2 protein-coding genes are annotated in these 846 nt (G+C 34.2%); one reads left to right on the plus strand and one right to left on the minus strand.

Features of this window, described 5'->3' with window-relative positions; translation table 11 throughout:
* Positions 1-251, minus strand: a 251-nt coding sequence (locus RT405_RS03875) for a transcriptional repressor (RefSeq protein ID WP_313467715.1), incomplete at its 3' end; no start/stop codon positions are given.
* A gap of 199 nt (positions 252-450) precedes the next feature.
* Here RT405_RS03875 and RT405_RS03880 point away from each other — a divergent pair.
* Positions 451-846 (plus strand): kinase/pyrophosphorylase (locus tag RT405_RS03880; protein ID WP_313467717.1); only part of this gene is annotated, 396 nt, incomplete at its 3' end.

Below are 846 nucleotides of genomic sequence, written 5' to 3' on the forward strand. Positions count from 1 at the left end.
CCAAATCTAAACATTTTTTCACCATTTAGTTCCGTCTCTTCCAGTACATCAAGCTCGACAAACGTATACAGATTTCGATAAATGGTATCGTAACTGATTGTCGGAAATTTTTCTTTTAATAATAAATGAATGTCTTTTGCTGTTAAATAGCGATCTTCATTTACAAAAATAGACAATATTTGTTCTCGTTTGTCTGTATATTTGAATCCATGGTCCTTTAATACACTGATGGCCTTTTCAACTGCAGTCATATTCTTTTGCCGTCTCCTTTAATTCATTCGCTATTACTTATTATAACTCATTTTCAAGAGCATACGCAAGAAGCGCGTTTTTATTGTTATTGTATTCGTCTGACTGTTGTTCTTTTACCGATTCAGGTATAATTAAATAATGAGTAAAGCATAAGTTGTTTGTGGGTATATTAGAGGTAGCAGAAAAGAGGATATCATAATGGAAAAAAAAGAGAAAATCAATTTATATATTATTTCCGATTCTGTCGGAGGAACCGCAAATACCTTAGGGCAGGCGGCTATGGCACAATTCCCCGAGGTTGAGGCAAATGTCTCTGCTTATCCATTTATTCGAGGGGAAGATACACTTCGTTCGATACTGGAGAAGGCCAAAAAAGATAATGCGTTAATTGTACATACTCTGATTTCATCTGATTTAAGTGAAATCATAGCTGATTATTGTCAAGAACACCAATTATTTTGTTTTGATGTGTTAAATCCTGTAGTTAAGGAAATTGAACGACGTACTCATACGCATCCTTTAAAAAAACCCGGGATACTCCATCAGTTAAATGATACTTATTTTGATCGTATCAGTGCAATTGAATTTGCTGTA

The sequence above is a fragment of the Carnobacterium sp. genome (assembly GCF_032094055.1).
In the GTDB taxonomy this organism is placed as follows: Bacteria; Bacillota; Bacilli; order Lactobacillales; family Carnobacteriaceae; genus Carnobacterium_A.